16 protein-coding genes and 2 pseudogenes are annotated in these 17,435 nt (G+C 61.9%); 11 read left to right on the plus strand and 7 right to left on the minus strand.

Annotated elements, in window-relative coordinates:
* Nucleotides 1-337: pseudogene (locus AAFX91_RS26855) on the minus strand (hypothetical protein); the annotation flags it as partial.
* A 148-nt stretch (nucleotides 338-485) separates the two neighbouring features.
* Here AAFX91_RS26855 and AAFX91_RS26860 point away from each other — a divergent pair.
* From AAFX91_RS26860 to AAFX91_RS26870, 3 genes are all read left to right on the plus strand, one after another.
* The gene (locus AAFX91_RS26860) at nucleotides 486-962 is read left to right on the plus strand and encodes a glutathione peroxidase (RefSeq protein WP_394568655.1); all 477 of its coding nucleotides are present in this window, start codon (nucleotides 486-488) and stop codon (nucleotides 960-962) included.
* Nucleotides 959-1,228, plus strand: coding sequence for a DUF3297 family protein (locus AAFX91_RS26865; protein ID WP_394568656.1), 270 nt, complete (start codon nucleotides 959-961; stop codon nucleotides 1,226-1,228). Before AAFX91_RS26860 ends, AAFX91_RS26865 begins: the two co-directional genes overlap by 4 nt.
* A gap of 135 nt (nucleotides 1,229-1,363) precedes the next feature.
* Nucleotides 1,364-2,533 (plus strand): mandelate racemase/muconate lactonizing enzyme family protein, encoded by a 1,170-nt coding sequence (locus AAFX91_RS26870; protein ID WP_394568657.1) that lies wholly within the window; start codon nucleotides 1,364-1,366, stop codon nucleotides 2,531-2,533.
* A 956-nt stretch (nucleotides 2,534-3,489) separates the two neighbouring features.
* Here the strand turns inward: AAFX91_RS26870 and AAFX91_RS26875 are convergent.
* A complete protein-coding gene (locus AAFX91_RS26875) occupies nucleotides 3,490-4,842 on the minus strand; it encodes a malonyl-CoA decarboxylase (protein WP_394568658.1) in 1,353 nt (450 codons plus the stop codon).
* A gap of 106 nt (nucleotides 4,843-4,948) precedes the next feature.
* Nucleotides 4,949-5,749 carry an AraC family transcriptional regulator gene (locus AAFX91_RS26880; RefSeq protein WP_394568659.1) on the minus strand — a complete coding sequence of 267 codons (801 nt, stop codon included), beginning with the start codon at nucleotides 5,747-5,749 and terminating at the stop codon, nucleotides 4,949-4,951.
* 110 nt (nucleotides 5,750-5,859) lie between these two features.
* Here AAFX91_RS26880 and AAFX91_RS26885 point away from each other — a divergent pair.
* The 5 genes and pseudogenes from AAFX91_RS26885 to AAFX91_RS26905 all read left to right on the plus strand — a co-directional run bounded on the left by AAFX91_RS26885 (nucleotide 5,860) and on the right by AAFX91_RS26905 (nucleotide 11,835).
* Nucleotides 5,860-7,038: pseudogene (locus AAFX91_RS26885) on the plus strand (MFS transporter).
* 199 nt (nucleotides 7,039-7,237) lie between these two features.
* Nucleotides 7,238-8,806 (plus strand): SUMF1/EgtB/PvdO family nonheme iron enzyme, encoded by a 1,569-nt coding sequence (locus AAFX91_RS26890; protein WP_394568660.1) that lies wholly within the window; start codon nucleotides 7,238-7,240, stop codon nucleotides 8,804-8,806.
* A gap of 24 nt (nucleotides 8,807-8,830) precedes the next feature.
* Nucleotides 8,831-9,256, plus strand: coding sequence for a DUF4399 domain-containing protein (locus AAFX91_RS26895; RefSeq protein ID WP_130580369.1), 426 nt, complete (start codon nucleotides 8,831-8,833; stop codon nucleotides 9,254-9,256).
* 98 nt (nucleotides 9,257-9,354) lie between these two features.
* Nucleotides 9,355-10,101 carry a transporter substrate-binding domain-containing protein gene (locus tag AAFX91_RS26900; RefSeq protein WP_394568664.1) on the plus strand — a complete coding sequence of 249 codons (747 nt, stop codon included), beginning with the start codon at nucleotides 9,355-9,357 and terminating at the stop codon, nucleotides 10,099-10,101.
* Between the two features lie 699 nt (nucleotides 10,102-10,800).
* Nucleotides 10,801-11,835 carry an IS110 family transposase gene (locus AAFX91_RS26905; RefSeq protein WP_130580368.1) on the plus strand — a complete coding sequence of 345 codons (1,035 nt, stop codon included), beginning with the start codon at nucleotides 10,801-10,803 and terminating at the stop codon, nucleotides 11,833-11,835.
* A gap of 266 nt (nucleotides 11,836-12,101) precedes the next feature.
* Here AAFX91_RS26905 and AAFX91_RS26910 read toward each other — a convergent pair whose 3' ends face one another.
* Together AAFX91_RS26910 and AAFX91_RS26915 are read right to left on the minus strand one after the other, a co-directional pair.
* Nucleotides 12,102-12,899 (minus strand): extracellular solute-binding protein, encoded by a 798-nt coding sequence (locus tag AAFX91_RS26910; protein ID WP_394568661.1) that lies wholly within the window; start codon nucleotides 12,897-12,899, stop codon nucleotides 12,102-12,104.
* 211 nt (nucleotides 12,900-13,110) lie between these two features.
* Nucleotides 13,111-14,331, minus strand: coding sequence for a polyhydroxyalkanoate depolymerase (locus AAFX91_RS26915; RefSeq protein WP_394568665.1), 1,221 nt, complete (start codon nucleotides 14,329-14,331; stop codon nucleotides 13,111-13,113).
* A gap of 201 nt (nucleotides 14,332-14,532) precedes the next feature.
* Between AAFX91_RS26915 and AAFX91_RS26920 the strand changes: the two genes are divergently transcribed.
* Complete coding sequence (locus AAFX91_RS26920) at nucleotides 14,533-15,186, plus strand: glutathione S-transferase (protein WP_130580367.1); 654 nt, start codon at nucleotides 14,533-14,535, stop codon at nucleotides 15,184-15,186.
* A gap of 326 nt (nucleotides 15,187-15,512) precedes the next feature.
* Nucleotides 15,513-15,947, plus strand: a complete 435-nt coding sequence (locus AAFX91_RS26925) for a cupin domain-containing protein (RefSeq protein WP_394568662.1) — start codon at nucleotides 15,513-15,515, stop codon at nucleotides 15,945-15,947.
* Between the two features lie 323 nt (nucleotides 15,948-16,270).
* Here AAFX91_RS26925 and AAFX91_RS26930 read toward each other — a convergent pair whose 3' ends face one another.
* Entirely contained in the window at nucleotides 16,271-16,495 is a 225-nt protein-coding gene (locus AAFX91_RS26930) for a hypothetical protein (RefSeq protein ID WP_130580365.1), read from the minus strand.
* A 177-nt stretch (nucleotides 16,496-16,672) separates the two neighbouring features.
* Here AAFX91_RS26930 and AAFX91_RS26935 point away from each other — a divergent pair, with 177 nt between their 5' ends.
* Nucleotides 16,673-17,035, plus strand: a complete 363-nt coding sequence (locus AAFX91_RS26935) for a hypothetical protein (protein WP_394568666.1) — start codon at nucleotides 16,673-16,675, stop codon at nucleotides 17,033-17,035.
* Nucleotides 17,036-17,148: 113 nt separating this feature from the next.
* Here AAFX91_RS26935 and AAFX91_RS26940 read toward each other — a convergent pair whose 3' ends face one another.
* Nucleotides 17,149-17,319 carry a hypothetical protein gene (locus AAFX91_RS26940; protein WP_394568663.1) on the minus strand — a complete coding sequence of 57 codons (171 nt, stop codon included), beginning with the start codon at nucleotides 17,317-17,319 and terminating at the stop codon, nucleotides 17,149-17,151.
* Nucleotides 17,320-17,435: the final 116 nt, after the last annotated feature.

A 17,435-nucleotide genomic window follows, 5' to 3' on the forward strand; every position in this document is an offset into this window, starting at 1 on the left:
AAAATCCGTAGCCATGTGAGTCTCCTGTCAAAGGTAAACTCACAGAAACCATCTTACACTGAGTTACTGACACCCTCGGCAGCCCGAACTCGCGGAACGCGGCGTCGAGCACCGGCCAGACATGCTCGGTGTCCGTGTGCGGCAGCGCCTGGCAGCGCAGAAGGTAGCGGCTATGGGCATCGGTGATCGTCAGCGGTTCACACCGCTCGCCGTCGCCCGTCAGGAACCAGCCCTTGAAGTCGATGCACCAGACGTCGTTGGCGGCCTCACAATAGGCAAAGGGCGCACTCGATGGCGGGCTGCGCCGGCGCAGCCGGCGCTTCTCCTTCCACCCCATCGGCAAGGTCCTCCTTGCCGACCAGTTGACCTGTTACCCATGTCGCCGGTCTATTCTGTTACCCATGTAGCCGGTCAGGACCATCCGACCTCTCCCCGCAAGCGGGGCGAGGTGAAGCGGAGACCGCTTCGTGCTTTGAGGGAAAACCATGCCCACTGTCTATGATTTTGCGGCCCGTTCGCTGGCCGGAGATGAAGTGCCCTTGAAGCGGTTCGAGGGGCAGGTGCTGCTCATCGTCAACACCGCCAGCGCGTGCGGCTTCACGCCGCAATACAAGGGCCTGCAGGAACTCTATCAGGGGCTCTCGCCACGCGGTTTTTCCGTGCTCGGCTTTCCCTGCAACCAGTTCGGCGCGCAGGAACCGGGCGATGAAAAACAGATCGGCGAGTTCTGCGAAACCAATTACGCGGTGACGTTCCCGATGTTCGCCAAGATCGAGGTGAATGGTGCGAACGCACATCCGTTGTACGAACACCTGAAGAGCGAGAAATCGGGCCTGCTCGGTCCGTCGATCAAATGGAATTTCACCAAATTTCTGGTCGACCGGTCGGGCAGGGTGGTGGCGCGCCATGCGCCCACCGCGCGGCCCGAAGGACTGAAGACAGCAATCGAGGCCCTGCTATGAGCGAGAACAACGAAACGCCCCATGAGGAACTGCCGGACCGCTTGTCGGTCGATCCGAACAGCCCGTACTACAACGCGGATATCCTGGCCCGCGACGTGGGCATCCGCTTCAAGGGCGCCGAAAAGACCAATGTCGAGGAGTATTGCGTCAGCGAGGGCTGGGTGCGCGTCACCGCCGGCAACGCCAAGGATCGCTACGGCAATCCGCTGACCATCAAGGTCCACGGCCCGGTCGAGCCGTATTTCCGCGATAAGACGAAGTCCTGATATCTGAAGCGTAAGTATTTCACTTCGTCATGCCCGGGCTTGTCCCGGGCATCCACGCCCTTCCTTCATCGCGAGCAAAGAACGTGGATGGCCGGGACAAGCCCGGCCATGACGAGAAACCCAAAGGCCAATCCCATGTCCGTCCGTATCATCGACGTCCGCGAGGTGACAAAACCGATCGCCTCGCCGATCCGCAACGCCTATATCGATTTCAGCAAGATGACGACGAGCCTGGTTGCCGTCGTTACCGACGTCGTGCGCGACGGCAAGCGCGTGGTCGGCTACGGCTTCAATTCCAACGGTCGCTACGGGCAGGGCGGTCTGATCCGCGAGCGCTTCGCGCCGCGGCTGCTCGAGGCCGATCCGAAGACGCTGCTTGATGCGAGCGGCGACAATCTCGACCCGGACAAGGTCTGGTCGACCATGATGTCGAACGAGAAGCCGGGCGGCCACGGCGAGCGCTCGGTTGCCGTCGGCACCATCGACATGGCGGTGTGGGACGCGGTTGCGAAGATCGCGAACAAGCCGCTGTTCCGCCTGCTCGCCGAGCGGCATGGCGTCAAGGCCAATCCGCGCGTGTTCGTCTATGCCGCCGGCGGCTATTACTATCCCGGCAAGGATCTCTCCGCGCTGCGCGCGGAGATGCGCGGCTATCTCGATCGCGGCTACAATGTCGTGAAAATGAAGATCGGCGGCGCGTCTGTAACCGAAGACAGCGCGCGGATCGAGGCGGTGCTGAAGGAGATCGGCAAGGACGCGCAGCTCGCGGTCGACGCCAACGGCCGCTTCGATCTGGAGACCGCGATCGCCTATGCAAAAATGCTGCGGGACTATCCGCTGTTCTGGTACGAGGAAGCCGGCGATCCCCTCGACTTCGCGCTGCAGGCCGCGCTCGCGGAATTCTATCCGGCGCCGATGGCGACCGGCGAGAACCTGTTCAGCCATCAGGATGCGCGCAATCTCGTTCGTTATGGCGGCATGCGGCCGGACCGCGACTGGCTGCAGTTCGATTGCGCGCTGTCCTACGGCCTCTGCGAATATCAGCGCACGCTGCAAGTGCTGAAGACCCACGGCTGGTCGCCAAGCCGCTGCATCCCGCATGGCGGCCACCAGATGTCGCTGAACATCGCCGCCGGCCTCGGCCTCGGCGGCAATGAGAGCTATCCCGATCTGTTCCAGCCCTATGGCGGCTTCCCCGACGGTATCAGCGTCGAGAATGGCCACATCACCATGCCCGATCTTCCGGGCATCGGCTTCGAAGGCAAGAGCGATCTCTACAAGGAGATGAAAGCGCTGGCCGAGTGAGCCACACTCGCGCCAAAACCTCCGCCGTCATTCCGGGACGTCCGAAGGACGAACCCGGAATCGATCGGGCCGCAGGCGCAGGCGGTGAAATGGATTCCGGGCTCGATGCTTCGCATCGCCCCGGAATGACGATGTGGCTAGTTGGGGTGCGACAAAACAACCCGACGGGCAAATCAGCAAAAGTCTGTCGATCCCTCTCGCGAAAAATATTCCGCTTTCGCCGTCGGGCAAATCAGTGATTTAACTCCGCGCGTCTCACGGCGGATGAGGGGCGGCTCGCGATCGTCACGAACGTTGCGGTGAGATGCGGTGGACGCGGGTATCACGACTGACGAGCGTGGCACCCGTGGACGGCGAAGTCGTGTGGTCCTGGCGCCCCGACGCTGGCGCTAAGTTTTTCGTGCGAACTTTCTTCGCGCGAGAAGTGACGGTGGCAAGAAAGCCCGGTCACCGGGGAGAGCACGAAATAAGCCGTAAAACCATCGCGCAGGGAAAGCCGGAATGCTTCGGTTGAACCTGTGGTCCTACCCCCGTGCTTTTTGTTGCACGGGACCCATGGGTGCAACCGGCACCCGGCTTTCCCTGCGCCCTCTGTTCGATGAGAGGGTGGAAAGTGACGCAAAGCTCGGGCATCTCGTGCCGCGAGAACGCGAACTCACATCCTCTCCGCTGTTTGACATTTGAATCAGGACCTGACCCCGTCATTGCGAGCGCAGCGAAGCAATCCATGTCTCGGCAAGTGGAGCAATGGATTGCTTCGCTGCGCTCGCAATGACGGGGAGAGAACAAGCCAAGCGCGCAACTGCCGTAGGGTGGGCAAAGCGCATACTTGCACCGCTGTTCAAACAAACACAGGCGTAAGCGTGCCCACCATCACGAGCGGAGTGCTGGAAGGTGGGCACGGCGCGAAGAGCGTCTTTGCCCACCCTACGGGGCGGACGCTCACGCCGCGCCCGTCACGACAGCCGCATCTCGAGCAGCCGACGGCCTTCGCCCTTGAGCAGTTTCTTCACGGCGCTGGAGGCGATTACCTCGCCGTTGTTGGCGTAGGCTTCGTGGTTCTTCTCGATGTCGTCGAGGCGATAGAGATAGTTGACCATGATGCCGGCAGATTCGCGCAGGCCCTTGGGCGCGAGGTCGCCGAGCCAGTTGATGCGCTCCAGCCGCGCGCCGTTGCCGAGGTGGAACCGCGCCACGGAATCGATCAGCCGTCCCTTCGGCGTCCGCGCCTTCAGGAAATAATAGGCGGCGAGCGGCTCCAGCACGGTGCGGAGCTGCGCGGCCAGCTCGGCATTCTCGAACCAGTCGGGCTTGCCGAGGCCTTCGAGCAGCACCCGGTCCTCGTCGGAGAGCGGCGCGTCGGTCGCCTGCCTCAGCCATTGCATGAAGCCCGGCACCGGCGACAGCGTCACGAAGGTGTCGAGCTTCGGCAATTCGCGGCGCAACTCCTCGACCACTTGCTTGATCAGGAAACTGCCGAAGGAGATCCCGCCGAGCCCGCGCTGGGTGTTCGAGATCGAATAGAACACGGCGGTGCGGGCGCGCTCGATCGCTACCGGCTCGCGCTGCTCGGCAAGCAGAGGTGCGATCGCGCCGGGGATCGTCTCGGTCAGCGCGACCTCGACGAAGATCAGCGGTTCGTCGTTCAACGCGGGATGGAAGAACGCGTAGCAACGGCGGTCGATGGGATCGATGCGGCGGCGCAGGTCGTTCCAGTCGCGGATCTCATGCACCGCTTCGTAGCGAATGATCTTCTCCAGAATATTGGCCGGCGTCGACCAGTCTATCCTGCGCAGCACGAGAAATCCCCTGTTGAACCAAGAAGAGAGCAGATGGGTGACGTCGCGATCGAGCGACTCCAGGTCCTTGTTGCCTTTCATCAGGTTGAGCAGATCCGCACGCATCGCCACCAGTTCGCTGGTGCCACCCGGCGCGCGGTTCAGCCGGCGGATCAGTTCCTGCCGGCGGGGCTCGGAGGCGAAATGCAACTCGCTGGCTTCGCCGTCGTCGGAACCCTTGCGCCAGGCCTCGATCGCTTGCATCAGCTTGGCGCGGTCAGGTCCGAAATCCCGGGACAACGTCTGGAAGAACGCCAGCCGCTCCGCAGCGTCGAGATGGTGATAGCGGTCGAGTACCTCGCGCGCCAAGGCGGTACCGGAGGCTTCGCCGCGGCCCGACAACAGCGCTTCGCACAATTCAAGAAGCTCGGAAGCGTCCTGCTTCGCGTCCAACGAATTGCCTCGCCGGAGCAGCGTGCGGCCGCGCTCGGAAATCGTTGCAAGCAGGTCGGAGAAAAAGGCACTGGCCATGGGAAGGATCGAATCCGGTTACACCGAACCTTACATAGGATTTAGGTTCCTGCCGACTATAATCAAGAACACCATTTTGTCATGACTTGCCAATGAAGTCTCGCGTTCATTCCTTGCCCGCAAATTCTGTCGGCGTCTTGCCGGTCACCTGACGGAAGGCGTGAGAGAACGCTGGAACGCTGGCATAACCAAGGTCGGAGGCGATCTGCTTGATCGACACATTAGATTCTGTCGACAATCGTTCGATTGCGGCTGCGATGCGGGCGCGCTGGTACCAGCTCTTGAAACTGAGCTGCGTCTCCGACGAGAACAGACGCGACAAGGTTCGCGCCGACGTGCCGACCTCGCGCGCTAGCGTCTCGATTTCATATGGGGCGGTGGGATTGGCGAGGACGATGTTGGCGGCGCGCCGGCAGCGCGGTTCCTGCGGCAGCGGAATGAAGGTCGCGGAATCCTCGGCCTGGTCCAGTTCCAGCATGAGGAGTTGCAGCAGAAGCGCGGTTCGCTCGTGATCATCCCGTCTGTCGAACAGCGCCAGGATGGTCTGGTGCAAGAGCGGCGATATCCGCACCACGAATTCGGAGCCGAGGCTGTTGCCGCGCGCGTTGCGCTTCAGCCACGGCAATTCGAAATACAGCGTCCGCATCTGGATGTCGGCGAGCACGTCGATCGAATGCTCCAGCAGGGCTGGCACCCACACCGCGCGATCCGGCGGCACCAGCCAGCGGCCCTTGGGCGTCGTCACCTGCATGGTGCCCTCGGCGGCGTAGACCAGTTGCGATTCGCGGTGCATGTGGGTGTCGAGCCGCACGCCCCGCCGGTAGTGGCGCGCGACCAGATGCACGCCGTCGCCGGTGGCGCGCTGGCCCCGCAAGATCGCGGCAATTGGCGTTTCGGCGATAGTCATTGGCGACATCCCGTCAGGACAACTCCCTATAACCTAGTTCGGGAAGCAAGAGGAATCCCCAAGGGGACATCTCAAGAGGACTTCTAAAGGGATCGAAACAGGATCAACGCATGAACAGCCCCGGCCGGGTGATCACCTACGTCAACGCCGCCCATTTCATTGACCATTATTCGATGCTGATCTTCGCCGCCGCCGTCATCGTGATGGGTCCGGCGCTCGGCATGGCCTATTCGGAATTGCTGCCTTACGCCACCCCGGGCTTCATCGCGTTCGGCGCCGGCTCGCTGCTGACAGGCTGGCTCGGCGACCGCTGGAGCCGCCGTCATATGATGGTGATCTTCTTCATCGGCATCGGCCTGTCCATGATCTCGGTCGGCTTTGTGCAGACACCTCTGCAGCTTGGCGCGGCGCTGTTCGCGATCGGCGTGTTCGCCTCGATCTACCATCCGGTTGGCACCGCCATGATCGTGTCCTATGCCGACAAGCTCGGTCGCGAGATGGGGCTGAACGGGGTCTGGGGCAATCTCGGCGTCGCCTCCTCGGCGCTGGCCACCGGTGTGATCGGCCAGTATCTCGGCTGGCGCTTTGCCTTCATCATTCCCGGCGTCCTCACCGTGCTGCTCGGCATCGCCTTCGCGCTCAGCGTGGTGCATGAGGATCGCAAGGGCACCAAGCAGGCCGCAGCCTAGGCGCGCGTCGCGAAGAAGGACATGTGGCGGGTGATCCTGGCGCTCCTGATCGTGGTGATCGCGATATCGACCACCTTCAACGCGGTGACGGTGGCGCTGCCGAAACTGTTCGCCGAACGGCTCGCCGACCTGACCAGGAGCCCGGCGCTGCTCGGCGTGATCGCAGCCAGCGTCTATGTGTTCGGCGCGATGACGCAGTATACGATCGGCAAATTGCTCGACCACCATTCGCTCAAGACGGTGGCGCTGCCACTGTCCTTCATGCTGGCGCCGTTCCTCTATCTGGCAGCGACGCTGTCGGACCTGCCGCTGATCCTGGTGTCGATCGGCATCGTGATGGGCGCCTTCGGCCAGGTTACGGTCAACGACGCCATGGTCGGCAAATACACCAGCGAGGAATGGCGCTCGCGCGCCTATGCGGTGCGCTATTTCGTCGGCTTCACCGCGGCCGGCGCCTCGGTCGGGCTGGTCGCCTGGCTCTATGAGCAGGGCGGGTTCGTCACCATGCTGCGTGCGTTCGCCGCGCTCTGTCTATTGGCGATTGCGGCGGCCATTATCCTGCCCCGCGAGATCAGGACGCCGGCACCGCAGGTGAATTGAGGCTGGGGATATTTGGTCGCGGACACGCAAGGTTGATCGCTGTGTGAACTGCATCACTTCATGCGTCGCACAATATCTGGCAAACTTGTTCCGGGTGAGGAGTGTGATAGGCTCTTTATGGGTAGATCTTTAGGTTTCGGGGGCTGAGGCTAATTGCGCCTCAACGCTGTATTTGCGGTTTTTGGAGCCCAACCGATCCATGGGTGAGATTCGCGACTTCAAGTCGGGTAGGCACGAGCGGCCGCCGGGTGATCCGACGCCGCGGCGCCTTGCCGCGATCGTCGCAGGCGACATCGCCGGCTACAGCCGCCTGATGCAGCTCGATGAGGAGGGCACGCACAACCGCGTCAAGCGGATCGAGCGCGACCTGATCGAGCCGACCATCGTGGAGCATCACGGCAAGCTGGTGAAGACGACCGGCGACGGCTTCATTGCGATGTTCGACAGTCCGGTCGAAGCCGTCAGGTGCAGCATCGTGATCCAGCAGAACCTGGTCGGCCGCAACGCGGCGGTACCGAGGGACTACTGGATTGAGTACCGGATCGGCGTCAATCTCGGCGACGTCATCATCGAGCCCGACGATATCTATGGCGACGGCGTCAACGTTGCGTCGCGCCTTGAAGGGATCGCCGAGCCGGGGCAGGTCTTCATCTCCGGTGGCATCTACGAGCAGATCAAGCACAAGCTGGTGTGCGGCTACGAGTCGCTCGGCGACCGCAAGGTCAAGAACATCACCGATCCGGTGCGGGTCTATCGCGTGCTGCCGGATGCGGCGGCCTTCCAGCGGACGCGCCGGCGGCGCGAGAACATCTTGATCTTCCTGCTCAGCATCACGCTCGCGATCATCGCCGGCGGCATCCTCTGGTCCTTGCTGATACCGCGGAGCGAAAAGCTGGCGCTGCGGACGCCGGCGCCAGCGGCATCGCCGGCGCCCGCGGCATCGCCGAAGGCGACTGAGCCGGCACCCGCGACGAAACAGGCGGCAGCTCCCGCTGCCAGTCCCACGGCGCAACCGCAGCCGCCGCAACCGCAGCCTTCCGCGAGCCCGGCCGTCACCGCGGTCACGCCCCCGACGCCTCCCACGCCTTCCGTGCGGGAGCCCGAGATGGTCGCGCTTCAGGGCGGCAGCTTCTCGATGGGCAGCAATGACGATGCGTCGGAGCGGCCGATCCGAAGGGTGACGATCAAGCCATTCGCCATCGCCAAATATCCGGTCACGGTCCGCGAATGGAACGCGTGCGCTGCCGCCAAGGTGTGCGGCTTCACGGCGACCGGAAAGGACGAGGCGCCGGTCACCAACGTGAGCTGGAGCGATGCCAAGCAATACGTTGCCTGGCTCGCGGACGTCACGAAGAAGGCCTATCGGCTTCCGAGCGAAGCCGAATGGGAGTTTGCTGCCCGCGGCGGAACGCAGACCAGATATTGGTGGGGCGAGCAGATGCAGCCGGGTGTGGCCAGTTGCAAGGATTGCGGCGACAGCGCAGCCGCCGAGCAACCGACCAAGGTCGGTAACTTCAAGCCCAACCCGTTCGGGCTGCACGACATGGGTGGCGGGGTCGACCAGTGGGTGGAGGATTGCTGGCACAAGAACTATCAGGGGGCCCCGGCCGACGGTTCACCCTGGCTTGGCGGAGACTGCACGTCCCATGTGCTCCGCTCCGGCTCCTGGAAGAATGACACGCGTTATGTACGACCGGCCAACCGCGATAATTACGACACCAATGTTCGATATCCGACCCATGGGTTCCGGGTCGCGCTGTCGCCTTAAAGTATTTGGATCGGTGAGGGGGCAATGAGAATTGCACGTACACTTCTGATTTCGGCTGTCCTGTCGTCGCTTGCGAACGTTGTGCACGCGCAGGACAAGCCTGCACCGAAGGATGCGGTCCTGTATTTTGTCTGGCCGCAGAATGGCGCTACGATCAAGGGCGCATTCTGGGCCCGCTTCGGCCTGCGCAACATGGGCGTGACCCATGCCGGCGATGACTATGCGAACGCCGGTCATCACCATCTGCTGATCGACGTGAACGAGCCGCTCAATCCGAACGAGCCGATCCCATCGGACAAGTCCCACCTGCATTTCGGCGCCGGTCAGACCGAGGCTCGTATCGAGCTGCCGCCCGGCAAACATACTTTGCAGCTCGTACTCGGCGACGCCAAGCACTATCCCTTCAAGCCGCCGGTCGTCTCCGAGAAGATCACGATCCGCGTCAGATGAATTTGTAGCGACAGACTCGGCGCACAGATCTGGCGTGGAGGAAGCCAATGCCCAGCCAGTTGCCGCTTATCACAGGCCTTGTTGTCGCGGTCGCCATGATGGCCGCCCCGGCCAGTGCTGACGCGCTGAAAGACGAGATCGCGCCGACCGGCAAGCTCCGCGTCGCGATTGCGATCAGCCCGGCGGGCGGTGCGTTCTGGTGCACCAAGACCGAAACCGGCTATGCCGGGGTGCCGGTCGATCTCGGTAAGGCAATGGCCGCGCAGCTCGGCGTGCCCATCGAATATGTCGTGCACCAGAATTCCGGACAGATCACCGATGCGGCATCGAAGGGCACCTGGGACGTCACCTTCCTGCCCAAGGATCCCGAGCGCGAAACCAGGATGACGTTCGGCCCGATCTATGAAGTCGCGGATGCAACCTACATCGTCAGGCCGGGCTCGACGGTCACGAATTTCGCAAGCCTCGACCAGCCGGGCGTCAAGGTCGCTGCCGTCAACAACACCACAACCATGCGCGGCGCAATTGCGGACCTGAAGAACGCCAAGGTGACGGGCTATCAGACCTATGACGAGATCTTCAGTCTCCTGAAGAGCGGCGAGGTCGACGCGTTCGCACTCTCACGCGACCAGCTCAATGCGATGGCGAAGAAAATTCCGGGCACGCGGGTGCTGGACGAGACCTTCAAGCAGACGGTGACTGCGGTTGCGGTCCCGCTAAATCATCCGCTGTCCGCGGCCTTCGCGACCAACTTCATGACCGAAGCGACTGCCGACGGCTCGCTGCGCGAGGCCTATGACAACAACGGGCTGAAGGACGCGCCGATCCGGACGCAGGCCAAATAAGCTGCGTGCGTGCAGCGAAATGGCGCGATGGTCAAAGTGAACATCGAAACGCCCGCATTAAAGCAGGCGGCGAGCCATCCGTTGAAGCCGACTCGCCGCCCGCAACTTGACTGGCTGCGCCAGCCACTGGCGCAGCGGCACACAAGTTAGTTTCGTCAACTAGAATCGTGGCGCTTACTTTTAGGGTCTGTAGGTACCGGAGTCGTCGCCGCCCACCAGTCCGCCCCGGTTGTTCGGGCCGCCTGCACCGCGGCTCCAACCGTAGCTGTTCCCACCGTAGTTGTTCCAACCGGGGTTGTTCCAGCCGAAGTTGCTCCCACTGTAGTTCATACCGGGCTGCGTCCGGGCGTAACCGTGATACGTCCTGGTGCCTGACTTATGATGCTTCGTGTATGCAAGTGCGAACGTACTTGAGAGCGCGAACGCAGAAGCTAGTGCTATCGTCGCAAGTTTCATGGTCGTTCTCCCTTGGTTTAGCAAATTCAATGCTCCACCCTCTGCGACCGCGAACGCAGCGCGCGCATCCGCCTTCCAAAAGGAAAATGGCATGCGTGCCTATGCACTTCCGGCAGATCGCGGTCTCGTGATGATCGAGGTCGCGGTCGCGTCTAGCAGCGCGTTAATGATGGGGTGGACGCCCCGCCGACGGCATCAATGTGCCAAAGTGGAGGTGTTGAGCACCACTTAAGGGAGGCGTCCGTGTCAAAGGTTACCACGATCGGTCTGGATATTGCCAAGCATGTTTTTCACGCTCACGGTGTGGACGGACGCGGTCTCGCGTTGTTCAGTAAGCGTCTCAGCCGCGGAAAGGTGCTCGATTTTTTCGCGGCTCAGCCTAGCTGCACTGTCGCGCTGGAGGCATGTGGCGGAGCGCACCACTGGGCTCGCCAGCTTGCTCAGCTTGGCCATCAGGTTCGGTTGATCCCACCGGCCTATGTCAAACCGTTCGTGAAGCGACAGAAGAACGACGCGATCGATGCGGAGGCAATTTGCGAAGCCGCTCAGCGGCCAAGCATGCGGTTCGTTGCCGTGAAGAGTGAAGAACAACAGGCGGCAGGTCTGGTATTTCGAACCCGCGATCTGCTGGTGCGGCAGCGAACTCAGCTCATCAACGCAGTCCGAGGACACCTCACGGAATATGGCTGGATCGCTCCCAAGGGGCCCTCTCACATGGCGAGGCTTGCCGATCTGATCGAGAAAGAAGAGATGATCAGTTCGCTTCCCGATGCCGCCCGCGCTATGTTCCGTTTAATGCTTGATCTGCTCACCGGCCTCAATGACAGGATTGGGGATCTTGACAAAGAAATCGCGCGGCGTGCTCGAGAGAACGAAGTCACACGTAGGCTGATGACTATTCCTGGCATTGGCCCGATCTCCGCTACCGCGATTGCGGCCTTGGCTCCGCCGGCCGAGACATTTGCCAAAGGCCGTGACTTCGCCGCCTGGCTTGGCCTAACACCTCTTCAAAGATCGACGGGCGGTAAACAGAAGCTCGGCGGAACATCCAAGATGGGCGAACGCACTCTACGGCGCCTCCTCATCATCGGCAGCAGTGCAGTCGTACAGCAGGCGAGCAAACGCGGCGCGCCAAGGGGTTCGTGGCTCGAACAGATGTTGGCTCGCAAGCCCCGCATGGTGGTAACCGTCGCGCTTGCTAACAAAATAGCGCGCATCGTTTGGGCGCTACTTGTGAAACAGGAGGATTACATGGCTCCGGTCACGGCCAAGGCGTAATCCTGGCCGGACCTGAGGTCGTCAGAGGTGTAGTCGGTCGAAGGAAGGTATGGCGCAACGGTCGGCGAGACGGGGTCGGAAGAACCAGACGGACTCATCGTGCCTAGAGCACGCGTTAATGATTTGGTTCCGATCCGCGAACTCCCATACAGGCCCGCAGCTCCATCGCTGCATCAGAGGCCGGACAGATGGCAGCATCCGACTACGTGCCAACTTTCTTCAGAAATCGCTTGCATCTCGCGGGGCGTCCACAGATGAGTCCACGCCTAGTGCGTGGTGCTGCTGGAGGGGATCGGGTCCAGTCCGCTCTTGATCAGTTCAGCGCGGGCGTCGGGCGATGCGAGGAATTGGATCAGCGCCCGTCCGGCGTCGGGTTCCTTGGAGGTGCTGGCGATCCCGGCGGAAAACACCGTGATCTTCTGCAGCTCATCCGGCAGCGGCCCGACGATATCGATGCCGGCGACCGGTTTCAGCTCGCTGATCTGCTGGAGGCCGATCTCGGCTTCGCCCTTGGCCACGATCTCGCCGACCGGCGTGGCCGGAATCTTCCTTGCTTTATCCTTCATCGCCTCGGCAATGCCCAGCTTCTGGAACATTTCGGTCGACACATAGACGCCGCTTGCGCTGTCGGAATAGGCGATCGACTTTGCCGCGAGCAGCGCGCGCTTCACGGCATCCGCCGAGCTGATGTCCGGCTTTGGCGCGCCTGATTTCACCGCGATCCCGATCGGCGATTTGACGAGTTCGACGCGGCTGTCGGCTATCACCTTGCCTTGCGCGGCGAGGTCATTGAGGGCGTAGCCGACCATGATGAGTACGTCAGCGGGCTCGCCGCGCGCGAGCCGCACCGGAATTGCGTTGACGGTGGTTCCCATCGACGGTCCATAGGCGGTCGACACCTTGTGGCCGGTCCTGCGCTCGAATTCGGGCACCAGGGCCTTGTAGGCGGCGGTCAGCCCGCCCGAGATCATCACGCGGATTTCGGCGGCGGAGGCAGAGGCGGTGAGGAAGAGTACGCCGATGAAGGCAAGGGCGAAGCTGCGGAAAGTCGCGGAGGGCCGCATGGTTGTTTCTCCCGGGACGATTCTCTGGGGGGTCGTCGTGCCCGGTAGACTATTGCGTGCGGAGTTGAGTGGCTAGGGTCTCCAGCCGTCATTGCGAGGAGCATAGCGACGAAGCAATCCATGCCTCCGCGCGTGGAGAAATGGATTGCTTCGCGGAGCCTGTCATCGGGCGCGCGTTCGCGCGACCCGTTGGCTCGCAATGACGAACAGCTCACGAATTCACGTGCACGAAGTCGCGCAACAGCGGATAGATCTCGTTGTTCCAGCGCTTGCCGCTGAACACGCCGTAATGGCCGACGCCGGCCTGCATGTGATGCACCTTGCGATAGCCGCGCACGCCGGTGCAGAGGTCTTGTGCCGCCAGCGTCTGCCCGATCGAGCAGATGTCGTCGCGCCCGCCTTCGACCGTCATCAGGCCCATGCGCCTGATCGCAGCGGGATTCACCGGCCGCCCCCGGTGCATCAGTTTGCCCTGGGGCAGCAGATGCTCCTGGAACACGTCGCGCACGGTCTCGATGTAGAATTCGGCCGGCAGATCCATCACCGCGAAATATTCATCGTAGAAAGTCTTGATGACGTTTGCCTTCTCCTTCTCGCCCTTGGCGAGATGATTGGCGAGGTCCATGTGCTGCTTGATGTGGCGCTCGAGGTTCATGGACACGAAGGCGGTGAGCTGCACGAAGCCCGGATAGACCTTTCGGAACGCGCCCCGGCACTGGATCGGGACATAGTTGATGAGGTTGTCCTCGAACCACTTTATCGGCTTGCTCTTCGCAAATTCGTTGACCTTGGTCGGTTGGATGCGCGTGTCGATCGGCCCGGCCATCAAGGTCAGCGATGCGGGACGCGCGGGGTGATTGTCCTCCGACATGATCGCCGCTGCCGCCAGTGCCGATACCGAGGGCTGGCAGATCGCGACCATGTGCGCGCGCGGGCCGAGCTTGTCGAGGAAGGTGATGAGATGGTCGGTGTAATCCTCGAGCCCGAAACGGCCTTGGTCGAGCGGAATGTCGCGCGGATTGTGCCAGTCGGTGATGTAGACGTCGTGATCCTGCAGCAGCGTCGTGACCGTGCTGCGCAATAGCGTCGCGAAGTGACCGGACATCGGCGCCACCAGCAACAGGCGCGGGTGCTCGGGCCCATCGACCTTCTTGAAGTGCAGGAGCGATCCGAACGGCGTGGCGTAGCTGACTTCCTCCCGCACCTCCAATTCCCGATTGCCCACCTTCACGCTGCCGATGCCGTAGTCGGGGCGGGTGTAGGTCAGGGTCGAGCGCGAGATCAGTTCGAGTGCGGCCGCAAGCCGGCCAAACAACCGGTCCGAGACCCCCTGCGGTACCAGATTAATATATCTAAGTGCCGCCGCCGCCCCCGTGCGCCATGGTGCCGTCAGGTCCATGTGATTCTGGTAGGCTTGGTACATCATTGACATTGACATCATACGCGACCGCCCTTGCCCGGTGTTGCTATGCAATATCGAAGCCAAAGCGGAGTCGAACCGCCCTCGAAATTGGCACGTAGCTTGCTGCTTGGGATACTCGGCGCTCAGGCAATGAGCAGGGGCGATATCCGCAAGGATAGGCTGGAGGCTTTGAGTCCGTGCGGTCGACGTTGAGGCGTGAGGGAAGGCTCTATGGCAACGACACTGACCATCAGCAGCAAGAACTATTCGTCATGGTCGCTGCGCGGCTGGTTGCTGGCGAAGTTCGCGGGGCTGGAATTCGAGGAGGTGATCACCGCTCCAGATGACGCGTCGGCGCGCGCGGAACTCCTGCTGCTATCGTCGTCGATCCTGGTGCCCTGCCTGCGCCACGAGGGCGCTACCGTCTGGGACACGCTGGCGATCGGCGAGTATCTCAACGAGATCATGCCGCATGCGGGTCTGTTGCCGGAAGACCGCATAAAGCGAGCACATTGCCGCTCGATCTGCGGTGAAGTCCACTCCGGATTCACGACGCTGCGGGCCTCGCTACCGGTCAATCTGAAAGGCCATTTTCCCGGCTTCAAGATTTGGTCGCGCGCGCAGGCCGATATCGACCGGGTCTGCACCATCTGGCGCGACTGCCTCGCAGCGTCCGGTGGGCCATTCCTGTTCGGTGAGCGCCGCACCATGGCGGACGCGATGTATGCGCCGGTCGTCACCCGCTTCATCACCTACGACGTCAAGCTCGAGCCGACGCTTGCGGCCTATGCCGAGACCATCATGTCGATGCCGGAGGTGCGGGAGTGGGTCGAGGCGGCCAAGGCCGAGCCCGCCGATGTCGAGGAGCTGGAGGTCGAATATTAGGCAGTACTGCCTGCCGGCTGCGCGTTCAGCGGGCTCAGGTAGGGTGCAGGTACTGCCTAAAGCTCGCGCCACGGAAGCCGCGCGCGCGTAGCGGCAGGGGAGCGGTGGTTGCGCCGCAAAAAATCACTCGACTCAAATTCAGGCTTGGTTCCAAACGCTTCGTCCGCCTGGCCAGCGATATCTGCAGAAATCGCCGCACCGCAGCGCGACTGGCGCGGATTTCGCATGGCACCAATCAAGCTGTGAACGCGACGATGCGACGCTGCCGAAAATTTGGACGCCTTGCGTAGCCGCGCTCTCGCGATCGAGAACGTTGGAGGCTTCAAATGAACCAGCATGCCGTTGTCAGCAAGTTCTCTCATGTCAAACCAGGCGATACCGTATTCAAAGGCGGGGGCCTGCGCGATTTCTTCCTCTACCGCGATCTCGGCATAGCCGATGCCACCGGCGGCCAGGTGATCTGCCATCTGGTCAAGGCCAATCCCGACTGCCCGCCCGAGGATGGCACCGGCTGGCATCGCCATGATTGCGATTTTCAGATCGTGATCATGATGAAGGGCTGGGCGCGCTTCATGTACGAAGACAAGCCGACGCTGGTGCAGGCCGGCGATGTCGTGCATCAGCGGCCGGGTATCGTGCACTACCTCTTCGATTACTCACCGGACATGGAATATCTGGAGATCGTGAGCCCGGCGGACTTCAAGACCGTCGATATGCCGCCGGCCACCGAGAAGGTGCCGTCGGTGACGCCTTGGAAGTGACCGATCATGTCGTCTCCGGAGGAATTAACTTTTGTGGTTGGCCGTTGGCTGCGGCCGCTGATTGTTCTCCTGCATGTGGTGCGCCGGCTCGGACTGGCACCGACATCTAGCCGTGAACAACAGCGTACGGCGCTTCATCACTGATTCGGACGCGCTTCGTTCCACCGGCGTTCCGAACCTTAAGGCGGTGAACTCTCCCGTTGCATTTTGGGACAGAGCGGGTGCGAGAGGGATGAGCCTTCGTCCCTCTCGCAAGCTTTGCTTCGGTGTGAGCGCCGCGTCTCTCGCGGAGCAGAAGCCGATAACAACTCTTCTGTGGTCTCCTAAGCTGCGCCTGTTTGCTTTACGCGAGGAAAGCGCCAGGCAATCACGGTCGCCTCGACTGTTCCGCCGGATTGGTCATTGAGCCAATGACCGTCGATAAAGCGACAGGCGAACGGCAACTGATATGTGCCGCTCTGATCTTCGCAAAGCACTTCGACGATCTCGTTCGGCGGAGGTTCGCCGTTGCCATCGAATTGCGCCAGTCGCTTTTCGCGCGTTGCCATCTGATTATTCTCCACTTTCGATGCGTGGAAACGTTTGAGTTCCCAAATGCCCCCCGCACCCCGCAATGAGTGGAGGACAACGCCGGAATGCGGTTACAGTGTGGTATCTCCGACGATGTCGCCGCGCTTTGCGCACATTGCCGTGAGCGCGTGGAGGATTTAATGAACGTTAAGATGATGATCGCCGTGTTCGTGATGCTTGTATCCAGCACACTGGCATTCACCAAAGTTAAAGCTCAGGATGTTCCGGGCATTGAGATCTGTACCGTCGAGAAGACCTGGGAGCGGCGCACGAGCTGCCTGCAGAGCAACGTCGACTTCCTGCAGAAGACGATCACGAAGCTTGTGACCGATCATCAGCAGAAGCTCGATGCCGCCAATCGCCAGATTGAAAGCCTCAAGAGTGCATCCGCGACCTTGCAGAAGCGCGTGGATGATCTGCTGGCCGCGCAGAAGAAGATGGACGAGGACTTGAAGAAGAAAGCCGATATGCCGCCGGCAAAGGACGCTGCGCCGGCGGCGAAGGAAGGCGGCAAATAGTGAGTGTCCGTCATTGCGAGCGCCAGCGAAGCAATCCATCTCACGGCTTGCTGAGACGTGGATTGCTTCGTCGCTATCGCCCCTCGCAATGACGCCTGAGTTGCCAAGCCTCCTCACGACACGCGGTACTGCTCCATCACGTCTCTGTCGGGCTCATAGCCGAGGCCGGGCCCTTGCGGCACTTCGACACTCCCGCTTGCATCGACATCGGCGCGGCCGCGCCAGAGGCAGGCGGGCCGTTTCATGTAGAAGACTTCGATGAAGCCGTCGTCCCGTATCGACATCAGGTGCAGCGTCGCCAGGAAGCCCGGTCCGAAATAGGGCGTAAGCGGTAAGAGCTCCCACGTCCGCAGTGATCAGCGGGCGCGTGCGTAGCGGATCGGCATCCAGTATTGGCGCA

Origin of the sequence: Bradyrhizobium sp. 31Argb (genome assembly GCF_043638955.1) — a bacterium.
In the GTDB taxonomy this organism is placed as follows: domain Bacteria; phylum Pseudomonadota; class Alphaproteobacteria; order Rhizobiales; family Xanthobacteraceae; genus Bradyrhizobium.